We start from the raw sequence: 14,302 nt of genomic DNA, 5'->3' as shown, positions 1-14,302 counted from the left end.
ACGAGTTCTTTTCTCGTGTACTTTTTATGGTTTCGCTGCTTGTTTTATTTTAGTAATTATTTTTCTATAAAAATAGTCCCAGAATTATTAAAATAATCCCGATAACTAAACTGCCAATGCCAGAAGCCGTACCATATTTTTTACCTAAATTTACATCAGTAGTATTTTTAGGTATCAAGTTTGAGAAAAAATAAAATTTTTTTACCAAGATTAGATATGCAACAAGTAAAAGTAATAATCCTAAGAGAAGATAACTAAGATTTTCAGCTAATAAATCTAGATGAGCTAATAACAATATCCCCAAAAAGAGGCCTACCAATCCATATTTCATCGTTTTTTCTTTTGCTGACATATAAATATCCCTACTTTACTTTTTAATTTATTAAGAGCATAAAACCATAGATTCGATATAAGTTCATTTTGTTGTATCCAAAAGAGCATGACCTGGAATGACCTATATAATTAGAAAATTGGAGTGATATATAGTTATTTTACCATAGCTTAAATGAGTTGATTAACTCCGAATAATGTACAACTATGTACACCTATTGTGGGTGGAATGTGTGTTGGGACTTTGCTAACCTAATAGTTGAAAAAATGAATCAATAAATTTAGAAAAGGGACTATTCAAAAGCAACTTTTTTGGGAATTGCTATATTATTTATTTTTTTAAGCGTAATCAACTAAATGTTTTTATGGATAAAGAAAGTCATTGTTCCTTGTCATCAAGCTACAACAGCCAAATTCATTAGAACTTTTTTAGTGAATGACTTTAATTTTAGAAAGGTACTGTTGTTAAACATTCATGCTATCAAAGGAGCGTGAGGCGAATGAAGCAAGTATTTTCATTTTATAAAAGTTGTATTATGGACTCTTAAAAAGAGGTGATTTAAAAAATTTTGAAGTGGAAATGTTAAGAAAGGAGAGAGGAAATGACTTATTTAGTTCTGGTCAGTCATGGCGATTTTGCTAGAGGGTTAAAAAATTCATTAGGGATGTTTGCTAGCGATGAGATAGAGACAGTCAGAGTGTTTGGCTTACAACCTGGTGAATCTACCGATAATTTTGGTAAGCGGTTTCTTTATGAAGTTGAAAAATTACCGCAGGAAACGAGGCTAATCGTTTTGGCTGATATTGTAGGCGGGAGTCCACTTGCTACTATTTGTAAAGTATTAGATAAGCAAAAAATGCTAGAAAATTCTCTGATTGTTGGAGGAGTAAATTTTCCAATGGCTTTAAATGCGCTTCTAATGAAAGAAACTAGTGAATTATCTGATTTGAAAAAAATGATAGTAGCAGATGCTTGTCATGGCATTAGAGAGTTAACTGTAACTGAAGACGATGTAACTGAAAACGATATAACTGAAGAGGATATCTAAAGGAGAAGATGAACATGTCAATTTCTTTTGTTCGAATCGATGATCGAATGATTCATGGCTTAATTACTTTACGTTGGACTAAAGAAATGCCTTGTGATGGCATTATAGCTGTGAATGACAAAGCAGCAAGTAACCCTATTTTAAAGGAAGCTTATAAAGCAGCTGCACAAGATAAAAAAACCTTTATTTGGACAATGGCGCATTTTTTTGATGTAAAGGATAAAGTATTAGCGTCTAAGTCAAAATACTTTTTGATTACAAAGAGCCCTTTGGATATGAAAAAAATTTTGGTGGATTGGCATTTTGTTCCAAGTGAAGTAAAAATGATTAATGTTGGACCGGGAAATGACCGCGAAGGGACAATTAAATTAGGGGATAACCAATCCTTTACAGCAGAAGAAGCAGCGGCTTTTGAAGAAATTGAAAAGGCTGGTTACAAAGTGGATTTTGCCTTGTTACCTGATCAACGAATTGGTTCTTGGGCGCATTTTAAAGCTAAATTTGGTTACTGATTCTAGAAGTTTTGAAAAGAGGAGAGTAGTATTATGACAATCAACTGGATACAAGCGGCTATTTTAGGCCTATTTGCTTGTCTGTGTTCAAATTCTTGTATGGCTGGACAAGCGGTGGGAAATTATACGATTGGGCGTCCTTTAGTCGGCGGATTAGTTTGTGGCATTATTTTAGGAGATTTAAAATTAGGAATCGCTTGTGGCGTAGCAATGCAATTAGTTTACATTGCTTTGGTCACACCTGGAGGCACAGTGTCTGCTGATGTGCGGGCAATTTCATATATCGGGATTCCTTTGGCGATGGTGGCGATTTCGACCAAAGGGTTAGATCCACTTGGCGGCTCTGCAGCCGACCTAGCTAAATCGGTCGGCACATTAGTTGGAACGATCGGAACGGTATTATTTTATTCTGTTGCTGCGTTAAATTTAGTTTGGCAATCGTTTGGTTGGAAAGATATAAAAAAAGGCAAGCTTGATCATTTATATGCCATTAATTTTGGTTGGCCGTGGATTTCTCATCTACTTTTTTCCTTTTTGCCAACCGTGATTTTAACCTATTTTGGGGCTACGGCTGTTACAGCAATGAGAGATGCATTACCTATGGATGGTCTTGCAATGAAAACGCTTTTTACTGTAGGTGGCATGCTTCCGTGTGTGGGAATTGCAATTTTGTTACGTCAAATTGTTAATAAGAACATTGATTTTGTACCTTTTTTTGTAGGGTTCACATTAGCTGCTTCATTAAAACTCAATTTAGTCTCAATAACGATTATTGCGCTTCTTTTTGCTGTAATTTTTTATAAAATTGCTTTGATTAAAAACAATACTAAACTGGTTGATTCAACAGGAAGTCTGACGAATGATGATGAAGAGGAGGACATATGAGATGGAAGAGTTGAAAGCAAATAAATTAGACCAAAAAACGTTAAAGCATTCTTTTCATTTATGGTTTTGGGGAGCGTTAACTTGTTTTTCACAACAGCATATGCAAACCTTCGGCTATCTTTCTTCAATGCTTCCTATTATCAAAAAACTTTATCCAAAACATGAAGACCAAGTGAAAGCCATTCAAGCATATACAGCTTTTTTTAACACAAATCCAATGCTTGGAACGGTCATTGTTGGTGTGACTGCTAGTATGGAAGAGGCTAGAGCAAGTAAGAATGAAATTGATGGAGAAACCATTAATGATATGAGGGCAGGATTAATGGGGCCAATTGCAGGGATTGGTGATTCATTAGTTGATGGTACCTTAATTCCTATCTTGTTAGGAATTTCCTTAGGAATGTCCACGGGCGGTTCGCCAATTGGTGCCATATTTTATATTATTGTTTGGACGTTAATTTCCTATTTTGGCCAACGCTTTTTGTATTTTAGAGGCTATCATTTTGGCGATAAAGCAGTAAGTTTCTTAGTTGGGAAAGAAGGAGCCGCCGTTAGAGTTGCTATCGGAGTTATCGGTAGTATGGTTGTTGGTGGGGTCCTTGCATCTTGGGTAAATGTAACTACTTCTCTTAAATTAATAGGTGCTGACGGAAAAGTTTTCCTTAAACTGCAAGATAAAATTGACAGTATTTATCCAGGATTATTAACGATACTTGTTACCTTGTTTTGTTGGTGGTTAATGTCCAAAAAACATGTTTCCGCTATTTGGACGATGCTTATTTTAGTTGTTATTTCTCTCGTTGGCGTTTTATTAGGTGTTTTCAATCCAGGATTAACTTACTGAACAATCACCAAAAAGGACTCTAGCTGTTAGAGCAAACTGACTTTTGCATAAAACCGATGACGAAAAAGCTAATAAATTAAATTCTTACTCTCTAAGACACAGAAAAAATCTTGTGATTAAAATAAAAATATATAAAATAGAAGAAATTTAGAGACTAGCTTCTATTTTATATATTTTTTTGTTTTAGAAATTTAGTTGGTTTATTAGAATTTTAGGAAAAATTTTACGAAAAGTGTCGCAAAAATGGCTCCTAAAAACGGTGCAGTTCCGGGAACAATCAACCCATATTGCCAATCATTATTGGTTTTATTTTTGATTGGTAAAAGTTGATAGGCGATACGAGGACCTAAATCACGTGCTTGATTCATTGCGAATCCTGTAGTACCACCTAGCCCCATGCCGATTGCCCAAACAAGCAAGCCAACAGCAATGGGTAGTTGTGTTTCGTAGGAATGTGCAATCGCTAAAATAGATGTTAAAAAAATGAATGTTGCAAAAGTTTCAACAAAATAGTTTCTTGGTAAATTTCGTTGGTTCGGATTTGTAGAAAAAATATTACGAATGGCGATCGGATCGACACTATCGGCGGATAGCTTGAAATGATCAGCATACATAATATAAACAATGACGGCGCCACAAATGCCGCCTAACATTTCAGCGATGACATAGGGAATGAAGTAAGACCATGGAATCATTCCTAAAATAGCTTGAGCGAGGGCCATTGCTGGATTAATACAGACTCCGCCAAAGACGAACAGAACAACAGAGATTCCAAAAGCCCAAGTAGTGATTGCAAACATGTGACCAGAACCAGCGTATTTTGTTCGTTTTAGGACATCGTCGCAGTGAACACCTACCCCAAATACGATCATTAATGCAGTTCCCATAAATTCTGATAAGATATGATGAAACATAAGATAAAGCTCCTTTAATCAATAGTTTTATTATTTAATGTTTGGACGAGGCGATAGACTTCCTCAATTGTAAAATTATATTGTTTAGCAATTCGTTCACAATCTTGGTATTCAATAGACTCGTTCAATAGGCCATGATAATGATTTTTTTTAATATGGACCTTACCAAAAGGTGTTTCCAAGATTTTGAAAGAACGGTCCATCACACTACGTTCCATTGTTTGAAAACGCATACCAATTGTAGAAGTATGTTTAAAGAGTAGTTCTGTAAAATATTCTTTTTCCTCTGTTGTTGTTAAAACCGTTAATAGAATGGCACTTCGGTTTTTTTTCATATGAATGGGCGTGAAAAAAACATCTAGAGCACCATGCTCCAATAATAGATCCATTACGTAACCTAACTGTTCAGGTGTTTGATTGTCTATATTTGTTTCAATTTTTAAGACTTGGTCATGGTGTTCTGTCCTCTTTTTTTTACTATGTGTTTCAGTAAAGATTGATCCTCTGAGGGCATTGAATTTGCCGGTTTCTCGTTTGCCAAATCCGTAACCTATTTTTTCAATTAATCGTTGTTCTGGTGCGACAAATAGAGGACTAAGTTCTTTAAAAATAGCTAAGCCAGTCGGTGTGACAAGTTCAGTTTTTATCTCAAAGTCTTGTTGAATGATTAAATTTGTTTCTTTACGTAATTCCATCACCGCGGGAACTGGTATTGGCATGACTCCATGGGCAATTGTGATAGTACCACTTCCATCTGTAATTGGCGTTGAATAGACTTGTTCAATCTCTAACTGTTCCCATAGGATAAAAAAGCCAACGATGTCAACAATTGAATCAATTGCTCCGACTTCATGAAAATGAATAGTGTCAATTGTTTGTTGATGAACAGCAGCTTCAGCTTTTGCAATGTCATAGAAAACATTTTTACTATGTTTTTTTACAAAATTGGACAAGTCGCTTTTTTCAATTAATGTATAAATATCTTTTAAATTTCTAGAATGGCTATGATGATGTGCATGTTCTTTCGTTTCATGATGTTCATTTTCGTGGTGAGGAGAGAGACTGTGTTTTATACCGTAATCCTTTTTTCCATGTTGTAGGAGAACATCGAAATCTGTTCCGTAAATACAACTTTTAGCAATTCGTTGGGCTTGAATGGTGAACCCATCGATGGGAAGTTTTTTTAATTCGATTAACAGTTTGTTTAAATCCCCGCCTAAGTCAAGCAACAATCCATTTAACATATCACCACTAAGACCAGAAAATGGTTCTAAAAATAAGCTTTTCATAGTGAAGACTCCTTTATTTGATTAATCATACTTGCATTATAAGCGGCACCAAACCCGTTATCTATGTTGACTACACTAACGCCAGAGGAACAACTATTTAGCATTCCTAAAAGAGCAGTCAGTCCTTGGAAATTGCTGCCGTAGCCTATGCTAGTAGGGACGGCAATCACTGGCACGCTAACTAGTCCGCCTAGCACGGACACTAGTGCGCCTTCCATACCTGCAATCACAATAACCACCGAAGCCTGTTGAATCTCATCTAGGTGAGCGAACAAACGATGAATGCCAGAAACGCCTACATCATAGATACGTTTTATTTGATTCCCGAAAGTTTCTGCAGTGATTGCTGCTTCTTCAGCAACGGACATGTCTGACGTTCCAGCAGTAACTATCGCAATATAGTTTTTTGTTGTAGTCTCCATTTGGTTGATAACGAAACAACGTGCAAGTTCATAGTAGGTTCCATGAGGAAAGTTCGACTCTAAAGGCTGGGCTTTTTGTTGTGAAACGCGAGTAACTAAAATTGTATTGTTTTCTTTTCTTAAGCTATTGATAATTTTGATGAGTTGCTCAATTGTTTTCCCTTCCCCATAAACGACTTCTGGATAACCAGTTCTTTCTTTACGCTGCGTATCAATTTTTGCAAAGTCTAATTCGGAAAAGCCATTTAATTTGTTTGTTGCTTCTTCTAAAGATAATTTTCCCTCTTTAAAAGCTCCTAAAATTTCTTTCGGTTGCATAATACAACGCTCCTTATTTCTGATTTCTCAAGGATCATTATTCTACAATGACAGACAAGCCATCTCGAATCACAGTCACTTTTGCATTTAGACCTTCTCTTTCAAATGCTCGCTCTAATGCTTCATCAAACGTTTTTGCTATTTCCATATGCATCGAAGTGATAAGCTCAGGATCAACAAGATCTGAAACAAAAATTATATGATGATGAACTAAAATTCGCGCTAAAATTTGCGAAGTCCATTGATCTGGCACGGTTTCTAATCGTGGTGTATGGATGGCTGCTTCTAAAAATTCGTTTGGATTTTTAACATTGGCAATATTTTCATAAAAACCTTCACCACCGTGACCATCACGACATCCAGCGACCATAATAATGACACCGCCGTCTTTATTGGTTGCTTCTGCAGCGGTCATCCCTTTAACTGCTTGATAAATGTTTTGATCAAGTGGAAATCCGCCGTTCGTTGAAACCGCAATGTCGCAAGGTATTTTTTTGACACGGGCAATTTCTTTTACAAAGTTACAACCAACTTTATGCGCTTCAACCATATCGCCTGCAAAGGAACCAATAATTTTTTTGTCACCATCTAAAACAACATTAACAATAAAAGCTAGATTCGCTTTAGCGGCAGCGTAGACCATGTCATTATGAATCGGATTATCCGTTAAATTTCCTGTCCGTGAGTTGGAGGAATCAATAAATTCTCCAGAATGGTTAGCCATGATGGTTTTATAAGAAGCAATTCCAGGTAAAACAGATTTACGTCCACCAGAAAATCCTGCAAAAAAGTGTGATTCAATAAATCCTTCGGCCAGCAGTAAATCTGCTTCTGCTGCAATGCGATTAATGATACAATCGCCCCCTGAAGGTAGTTGACCGATTTTGACCATTGAGGAATCATCAGTAGAGATATGCATAACGATTTCTTCATTCTCTACGATCTCTTTACCATATTTATTAATCAGTTCTTCTCGTGTAGAGGGGCGATGAAAGCCTGTAGCAACTAAAATCCGGATTCTAGCTGTTTTGTTCACTGAACGAATTCTACGCAAAATAATTGGGGTGATAATATGTGAAGGAACGGGACGTGTGTGATCGGAACTAATAAGGACAATGTCTTTTTTACCCTTAGCTAATTCTTCTAATGGAAGGCTTCCAATAGGATTGTCCAGCGATTTTTCGACTGTTTCTTTCTCGGTATATGGATTTGAAAAATGTTCAGCTTTTGATTCGAGAAGCCCAATAAAATTTTTATCGGGAATTCTTGCAGTAATCATTTTCTTGTCATAAGGTAGGTTAATTTCTACCATAGCAATCATCTCCTAAGTAATATTTTACGAGACTAAGTATAATGAAATTTAGGAATCACACAGTCCTTATTGTGGGTAACATTTGCTAACAAAAGGTTGGTGAGAGTGTTTATAATAGTTAACGAATCAAACAGAAACTTAATCAAAGGAGTGACAATTATGGAGTCAGATTATCTTACAGCTTTCTTAGATAGAAAGAAGACACCGATTATCAAAAAAAAACGCCATACTTATCTCGCTTATCATGGATTGGAGGAAGCGTACACCTATGTATTAAAGAAAGGGGTCGTTAAGACGAGTATTATTTTAAAGGATGGACGAGAATTTAATCTGTCGTATATTGTGTCTCCTGACATTATTTCATTGTTACGTGATGAAGTATCAAATTATACATCTGCTCCTTTTAATATCCGCATTGAGTCGGAAGAGGCTAGCTTTTATCGGATACCAAGGACTGTATTTTGGGAATATGTTAAAGAAGATGCTGTTCTTCAAGATTATGTACGGGATTACTACCGAGCAAAATTATCGGAGAGTATTAGTTCCTTACAGAATATGACAATGAATGGTAAGAAAGGGGCTGTTTGTACTTTTATTTACCAATTAATTGATTTGTTTGGTGTACAGACAGAGGAAGGAATATTAATTGATTTTCAAGTAACTAATGAGGATATTGCGGGGTTTTGCGGGATTTCAACGAGAAATAGCGTAAACCGAATTATCCATGATTTAAAAGAGGAAAAAGTCATCGATATCAAAAAACAAAAAATTGTGATTTACGATCAAAGTTATTTAGCTGATTATATTGATCGATAAGATAGGAGTCTGACGAACATGCATATTCCAGAAAATTATTTAAGCCCACAAACTTGCGCAGTGATGGGCGCGATTATGGTACCTGTCTGGTACCGCGCGGTAAAAAAAGTTGACGTTCAAATTAAATTAAAAAAAGATACAGGGACCATGTTAGGGATTTCCTCCTCCTTGTCATTTTTAATAATGATGTTTAATTTGCCAGTACCTGGTGGAACAACTGCGCACGCTGTTGGGGCTGTTCTCATCGCATTATTGATGGGACCTTGGGCCGCGACGCTGTCTGTTTCGGTGGCTTTACTATTACAGGCTTGTTTATTTGGTGATGGTGGTATATTAGCTTTTGGTGCAAACGCCTTTTCTATGGCGTTTGTGATGCCATTCGTGGGATATGGAGTTTATAAGCTAGTTACGCGTGTAAAAAAATTTGAAACAATGGGTCTTTTCTTAGCTGGGTATCTTGGTGTAAATGTGGCGGCATTTTCTACTTCTGTATTACTAGGTATCCAACCCTTACTATTCCATGAAGCGAATGGTACGCCACTTTATAACCCATATGGTCTTTCTATAACTATACCAGCAATGATGAGTGTTCATCTTTTAGTAATAGGAATTGTTGAAGGTCTCTTCACCGTGTGTGTCTATAATTTTGTAAAAAGTGTGTCAAAAGATGCAATTTTTATCGAAGAAAAGAAGAAAAGGACTCCGTTGTTGCGATTAAAGAGACTGTTATTGGTTATGGTAATTTTATGTCCATTAGGTTTGATTGATCATGCCACTGCTTGGGGTGAATGGGATTTATCTGAATTAGTCAAGAATTTAAAACAGAATCATTTACCTGCAGTACAACCAAAAGGTATGGTGAATGGTTTTTCATTTCATGCACTTTTCAGTGATTACTTTATTCCAGGACTGCCATTAGCACTTGGATATATTTTAAGTGGCGTAACAGCCATAATCGTTTTTTTACTCATTTTTCGTTTATTTAATGGAAGAAGGCAAAGTTGATGCCTGAATGGATGAAAGAATCTTCCACGTCCTTTGAACCTAATAAAAAAGAAACCTTTATGCTTAAAAATCGAAAAGGAATCCTTTTTTTATTAAATAAATTTCAGGTGAGCGGGAAACGCAATAAGACAATTCTCAGTGATATACACCCAGCAATTCAACTGATCAGTACTTTTTTACTAATTGTTTTAATCAGCACAACACAAAAAGTTCTTGTTTTGTGGCTCGTAGGCATCTACCTAGGCATGTTACTTTTAGTTGAAAAACCAACTATTCTACGAAACATTGTCAAAAAAGCTAGTATCCTCATTTTGATGCCGCTGATTATCTATTTACCGATCTTTTTTTTAGGTCAATTTAGTTTATTATTTATTGTTCATTTGTTTTTTTTAGCCATAGCGATTAGTCAATATATGGAAACAACCAACATGAATCAATTTATAGCAGCATTAAAAATCTTTCATTTTCCGAATATAATACTTTTACAATTAGATATTACGATTAAATATATCTTTTTCTTTGGAAATCTCTTAATCCAACTGCTTGCCGCTGTAGAAGCTAGAGCAGTTGGTGGAAATATCCAGTTGAGTACGGGTAGTAATTTAATCAGTCTAATTTCTTTAAAATCTTTTACGTATGGGGAAAAGTTGGACATGGTGATGGAAGCAAGAGGATATACTGGTCAATATTATCGAGTAAAGCAACCATTAAAAACGAAAGATTTTTTGGTTAGTATTGCCTATCTTTTATTTTTCGGGGGGTTGCTTTATTTAGGGAGGAACTAATATGTATCGAGTAAATCATTTGGTTTATCGCTATCAAACGAAGCCTGTTTTTTCGCCTTGTAATTTGGAAATAGCCAGAGGAGAATATCTGGTTTTGATGGGAGATAACGGCAGTGGAAAATCCACTTTTTTAAATTTGCTCGCAGGTTTTTTAAAACCTTCCGAGGGAACGATTTATTTTATGGAACAATCATTAACTGCCTGGAAAAAAGACCCTATTCATAAAAAGAAGTATTATGCTCATTTGGGTATATTATTTCAAGAGACGGACACACAATTATTTAATGCGACGGTTTATGACGAATTGGCATTTGGCCCTAGACAGCTCCAACTATCCGAGCATGAAACAGCAAAAAGAATTAATGATTGTTTGAATTTATTAAAAATTACCCATTTAAGCAATCAAGTGCCTTATCAATTATCGGGCGGAGAAAAGAAAAAAGTGGCTTTTGCTAGTCTGTTAGTAATGAATCCAGACGTGTATTTATTAGATGAGCCGTTTGCTGGGTTGACAAAAGAATCGGAAAAATTATTTAAAAAGATAATAAAAAATCTGCATCAACTTGGTAAAACAATTATCATTTCCACCCATGACTATTTGAGTATTTGCGAGGAAGCTGATTCCATTTTATTGTTTGATTCGGCTGTTACAAGGTACTCAAAGAAAGAGATAGAAGCCAATGCTAACTTGTTACAACATTTAAAACGGTATTAAGTGTACAAATATTGACAATAATTGATACTATGAATCGTGATTTTTTCTAATGTGGAGATGTCTATAATTAATTATGTAAAAGAAAATCAATAGGAGATGGTTTAAATGTCTGTCATGAAAACGAAAGAACAAAATTTAGTTCGCGAATTACAAAAAATGGATAAGTTGGCTGTTGCATATTCAGGTGGAATTGATAGCTCTTACTTGCTAAAAAAAGCTTTGGACACTTTAGGTGCTGAAAATGTACTTGCGGTTGTTGTAAATTCAGAATTATTTTCTGATGATGAGTTTGATAAAGCGGTCGATTTAGCTAATGGATTGGGAGCAAATGTGTTAGGCCTTGAAATGAGCGAATTAGCGGATGATAGAATCGTTGCAAATAACCCTAATAGCTGGTTCTACAGTAAAAAATTATTATATAAAACTATTCGTTCGGCTATTCAGAAAGAGGGATTTGATGTTCTTGCCGATGGGATGATTATGGATGATAATACTGACTTTCGTCCTGGATTAAGAGCAAGAGATCAAGAAGGGGTCATCAGTCCGCTACAACAAGCTAAATTATATAAAATTGAAATACGTCAACTTGCTAAAGACGCAGGTATTTCCAATTGGAGTAAAGTTGCCTCATGTAGCATTGCTTCAAGAATTCCTTATGGCATTAAGTTAACACGCTCAGCTATTGATCAAGTATTTGCTAGTGAAAAATATTTACGGGAAATAGGTTTTCCAATTGTCCGTGTCAGAGCACATCATGATTTAGCACGGATTGAAATTCCAGAAGACAAACTTTCTCTGTTATTAGAAAACAGAGAAAAAATTGCAGATTATCTTAAAAAACAAGGATTTAATTATGTAACTTTTGACTTAGAAGGATTTAAATCTGGCCGAATGAATGATATCCTCACTGAAACTGAAAAAAAAGTTTTTTGTGAATGTTAGACAGATAAGTTTATAAAATTGAGTCGGTGTAACGGAGTCAGGACAGGGGTATTCCGTTACAAAAACCAAGTTTTCTGCTCGATTAGGTCGGTTGTTTTCATTGATTACTCTGCCAGTAGATTATCAACTTTTAAGCCTAGGAAAAATTCCCTTTGGATTTTTCCTAGGCTTTTTGTCTATTTAATCATTTGATATTTGCTAAAAAGAAATTAGCTGTAGAATTTTTTAAGATTACCAGTGATTGTTCAATTTGAGGAAAATAAATGGATTGTTTGGACTGGTTGATTAGTCGATTATTTTTGGGATTCGTGAGTGAAAGTATTTGCTGTGAATAGTTAAATAACTCAGTGTTTAGTGTGTCCGGCCTAACTGGCGTTAATTTTTTTAAGTAGTATTGTGTTTTCATAAGTTCTAAAAGAAGCTCTTCCATAGCAGTTTGCATTTCCAACAGTTGATCATTTAGTTGTTTTTGTTGCATTAAGCTTTCAGCAGAGGCATCGTTACTATAAATAGGAGATTCAAGAACAATTTCTTGAATAGAATAGTTTACTCTACGTTGTACTCGATAAGCTAGTACCCAAGCATCACTAGGCAACGTGGTCTCTTCATTGATTAACGCTAGCAAAATAGAGCTGATCGTTTTTGACCAACTATTGATATTTTTACGTAATACTTGACTATGCCATGTTGGGAAAATAAAAAACATAACAAAAGCAATCAGCGCACCAATAATTACATCAAAAACTCTTGTATAGCCTGCAGAACTACCACCTAATGTGAAAGTTAACCAAGTGGTCACACTTAGCATTAGAAATGCTTGACTTAATTTACGGACGGTTTCATACAATATAACTAGCAAACAAGACAATAGCATTGGCCATAAAGGATTTAGGTTTGTTAAGTTAGCAATTAATTGAGACAAAAAAATGCCTAAACAACCACCTAAAATAGAACCAATAGTTCTTGAAGTGATTTTGCCGAGTGTACCATGATAACCTGGCATAACCATCAAACAACCAGAAATAACTACCCAGAATTCGTGATTAGCTAAAGGCAAAGGGTACATGTAATTAAGTATAAGCGAACAAAAATGACACACTAAACCTGTTAAAGCTAAACGAATTGCGAATCTAGCAGAGCTGCCTTTGTAAGAATGAAGGATCTCTTTGGCTTCTGCAAGTCCTTCTTTTGTGGGTAAGAAAGATTTAAATGAGATTTTTTTAAAGGATTGTTCGTTTTGTATCAGAAGGATTGCTGATTTTATTTCGGTGTTTGCTGAAGCAAATTCTTGAAGAGGCAGGGTTAATTGTTCTCCTTTTAAAAAGAGTTGAATTGCTTTTAAAGCAGGAAGATTTTCAGCTGCATTGGTTGAATCTAACGAGCCTGCAATTGCATCTGCTTGTGAAACCAAGGGATAAATCCATGGTGTTTTTTGATGATTGACCCAGGGCATTGTTTCAACAGATTCGCGTACTTTTATTCTGAAATGGACATAGCGTGCGGGTTTTCCTTGTGCTAATAAATATAATTGCTCATATAAATCGGCTACTAATTTTCGTGCCTCATTATTTTGCGGCTTAGAATAAAGACAATAGAACAAACAAAGGATGGACATACCTAAAATTATTGCACCCAGACCTTCAAAAGTTTGACCAATAGACAAATTGCCTTTTAATTGCGCACCAGCTAGTAAAGAAATGGTCCCAAAGAGACATCGAATATACAGACCAATACTAAAGTTTCTTACAATCCCTGAAAAATACAAACCAAGGACGAATAATAAAATAATGAATATACTTGACGACTGTAAAAGTATCCCCAGACTGGCACCAAGAAAAATCATTAAAATACCATCTATGGCACTTCTTTGTGGAGAGCTATGTCGTGGTAAGACACAAATTACAGTGCCCAAAAAGCTACCAACATTTACTAAAACAAAAGCGAAAGGAAAGACTATTGTTAGAACAGCACCAACAGCATTTGCAATAATGATACTAAGAACAAGGGCAAACCAGTTCTGTCTTGTATCAAAAGTTAGTATAGGGCGACTATACGCCCAAGACGATTCTAAGAAAACCTCAAAAAATTTTTTGATAGATAATTTCACAAAACATTCCTTCTTTAAAAATTATTAGAAGCTAAAAAATTATTCCTCTGCTAGTAT

At 35.5% G+C, this 14,302-nt stretch carries 15 protein-coding genes; 9 read left to right on the top strand and 6 right to left on the bottom strand.

The features are described 5' to 3' along the window. Positions 1-64 precede the first annotated feature (64 nt). The gene (locus IGL90_RS07765; RefSeq protein WP_048737293.1) at positions 65-352 is read right to left on the bottom strand and encodes a hypothetical protein; all 288 of its coding nucleotides are present in this window, start codon (positions 350-352) and stop codon (positions 65-67) included. A gap of 580 nt (positions 353-932) precedes the next feature. Between IGL90_RS07765 and IGL90_RS07760 the strand changes: the two genes are divergently transcribed. Genes IGL90_RS07760 through IGL90_RS07745 form a run of 4 tightly spaced genes read left to right on the top strand, consistent with a single transcriptional unit; the run spans position 933 to position 3,620 of the window. Continuing rightward, a complete protein-coding gene (locus IGL90_RS07760; RefSeq protein ID WP_002379545.1) occupies positions 933-1,379 on the top strand; it encodes a PTS sugar transporter subunit IIA in 447 nt (148 codons plus the stop codon). A gap of 14 nt (positions 1,380-1,393) precedes the next feature. Beyond that, positions 1,394-1,891: a PTS system mannose/fructose/N-acetylgalactosamine-transporter subunit IIB gene (locus tag IGL90_RS07755; RefSeq protein WP_002357192.1), complete on the top strand. Its 498-nt coding sequence runs from the start codon at positions 1,394-1,396 to the stop codon at positions 1,889-1,891. 33 nt (positions 1,892-1,924) lie between these two features. Then, positions 1,925-2,776 carry a PTS mannose/fructose/sorbose/N-acetylgalactosamine transporter subunit IIC gene (locus tag IGL90_RS07750; protein WP_002357194.1) on the top strand — a complete coding sequence of 284 codons (852 nt, stop codon included), beginning with the start codon at positions 1,925-1,927 and terminating at the stop codon, positions 2,774-2,776. After that, entirely contained in the window at positions 2,751-3,620 is an 870-nt protein-coding gene (locus IGL90_RS07745; protein ID WP_002394543.1) for a PTS system mannose/fructose/sorbose family transporter subunit IID, read from the top strand. The genes IGL90_RS07750 and IGL90_RS07745 overlap by 26 nt, the downstream gene beginning before the upstream one ends. Positions 3,621-3,823: 203 nt before the next feature. Here IGL90_RS07745 and larD read toward each other — a convergent pair whose 3' ends face one another. Genes larD through larA form a run of 4 tightly spaced genes read right to left on the bottom strand, consistent with a single transcriptional unit; the run spans position 3,824 to position 7,875 of the window. Next, entirely contained in the window at positions 3,824-4,534 is a 711-nt protein-coding gene (larD, locus tag IGL90_RS07740) for a D/L-lactic acid transporter LarD (protein WP_002357197.1), read from the bottom strand. A gap of 14 nt (positions 4,535-4,548) precedes the next feature. Continuing rightward, positions 4,549-5,823, bottom strand: a complete 1,275-nt coding sequence (gene larC, locus IGL90_RS07735; RefSeq protein WP_002379544.1) for a nickel pincer cofactor biosynthesis protein LarC — start codon at positions 5,821-5,823, stop codon at positions 4,549-4,551. Beyond that, positions 5,820-6,563 carry a nickel pincer cofactor biosynthesis protein LarB gene (gene larB, locus IGL90_RS07730; RefSeq protein ID WP_048737291.1) on the bottom strand — a complete coding sequence of 248 codons (744 nt, stop codon included), beginning with the start codon at positions 6,561-6,563 and terminating at the stop codon, positions 5,820-5,822. Before larB ends, larC begins: the two co-directional genes overlap by 4 nt. Before the next feature lie 37 nt (positions 6,564-6,600). After that, a complete protein-coding gene (larA, locus tag IGL90_RS07725) occupies positions 6,601-7,875 on the bottom strand; it encodes a nickel-dependent lactate racemase (RefSeq protein ID WP_024041535.1) in 1,275 nt (424 codons plus the stop codon). Positions 7,876-8,034: 159 nt separating this feature from the next. Between larA and IGL90_RS07720 the strand changes: the two genes are divergently transcribed. From IGL90_RS07720 to larE, 5 genes are all read left to right on the top strand, one after another. After that, entirely contained in the window at positions 8,035-8,691 is a 657-nt protein-coding gene (locus tag IGL90_RS07720) for a Crp/Fnr family transcriptional regulator (protein ID WP_010710262.1), read from the top strand. Between the two features lie 18 nt (positions 8,692-8,709). Further along, a complete protein-coding gene (cbiM, locus tag IGL90_RS07715; RefSeq protein ID WP_002361997.1) occupies positions 8,710-9,696 on the top strand; it encodes a cobalt transporter CbiM in 987 nt (328 codons plus the stop codon). Beyond that, entirely contained in the window at positions 9,696-10,481 is a 786-nt protein-coding gene (locus tag IGL90_RS07710; protein ID WP_010777723.1) for an energy-coupling factor transporter transmembrane component T family protein, read from the top strand. Before cbiM ends, IGL90_RS07710 begins: the two co-directional genes overlap by 1 nt. Position 10,482: 1 nt before the next feature. Beyond that, entirely contained in the window at positions 10,483-11,196 is a 714-nt protein-coding gene (locus IGL90_RS07705) for an ABC transporter ATP-binding protein (protein WP_048737289.1), read from the top strand. Positions 11,197-11,301: 105 nt separating this feature from the next. Then, entirely contained in the window at positions 11,302-12,138 is an 837-nt protein-coding gene (gene larE / locus IGL90_RS07700) for an ATP-dependent sacrificial sulfur transferase LarE (RefSeq protein ID WP_002374609.1), read from the top strand. Positions 12,139-12,322: 184 nt separating this feature from the next. On the opposite strand, the gene IGL90_RS07695 is transcribed toward larE, so the two are convergent. Then, positions 12,323-14,245 carry an FUSC family protein gene (locus tag IGL90_RS07695; protein ID WP_048737288.1) on the bottom strand — a complete coding sequence of 641 codons (1,923 nt, stop codon included), beginning with the start codon at positions 14,243-14,245 and terminating at the stop codon, positions 12,323-12,325. Positions 14,246-14,302 lie beyond the last annotated feature (57 nt).

Source organism: Enterococcus sp. DIV1307a, from assembly GCF_050537425.1.
GTDB classification, from domain to species: domain Bacteria; phylum Bacillota; class Bacilli; order Lactobacillales; family Enterococcaceae; genus Enterococcus; species Enterococcus faecalis.
Note: the sequence above shows the minus strand (reverse complement) of the source record. Positions and strands in the feature narration are given on the sequence as shown.